Raw genomic sequence first — 641 nt, forward strand, 5'->3', positions numbered from 1 at the left:
GACCACACCAAGGGCAACGCCGTCCGCCTGATGGAATCGCTGGGCGTCACGTGGCGCGAGCTGTACATCCGTCCGGCAGCCCGCCAGATGCTGGCCGACATGAATCACCCCTTCGGCAGGGGCGAGCCGGTCTATGACGTGACGTTCGAGAACGTCCAGGCGGGCTTGCGAACCGACTACCTGTTCCGCCTTGCCAACCAGAACGGCGGCCTCGTCATCGGCACCGGCGACCTGTCGGAACTGGGCCTGGGCTGGTGTACCTACGGCGTCGGCGACCAGATGGCGCATTACAACGTCAACTCCGGCGTGCCGAAGACGCTGATCCAGCACCTGATCCGCTGGGTGATCTCGTCCGGCCAGTTCGAGCGGGATGTCGGCGTGACCCTGGATGCGATCCTGGGCACGGAGATCTCCCCCGAGCTGGTCCCGGTCGCCCCCGGCGAAACGCCGCAGAGCACGGAGGCGAAGGTCGGCCCCTACGAGCTTCAGGACTTCAACCTGTTCTACACGCTGCGCTACGGCTTCCGCCCGTCGAAGATCGCCTTCCTGGCGCTTCACGCCTGGAGCGACACCGAGCACGGCGACTGGCCCCCCGGCTTCCCGCCGGAACGCCGCCGGTCCTACGAACTGCCGCAGATCCG

Annotated in this window: 1 pseudogene; it reads left to right on the forward strand. The window is 67.1% G+C overall.

Features of this window, described 5'->3' with window-relative positions:
* Positions 1–641, forward strand: a pseudogene (nadE, locus tag AC5JJ6_RS07645) (NAD(+) synthase); the annotation flags it as partial.

This window comes from Skermanella sp. (assembly GCF_059503625.1).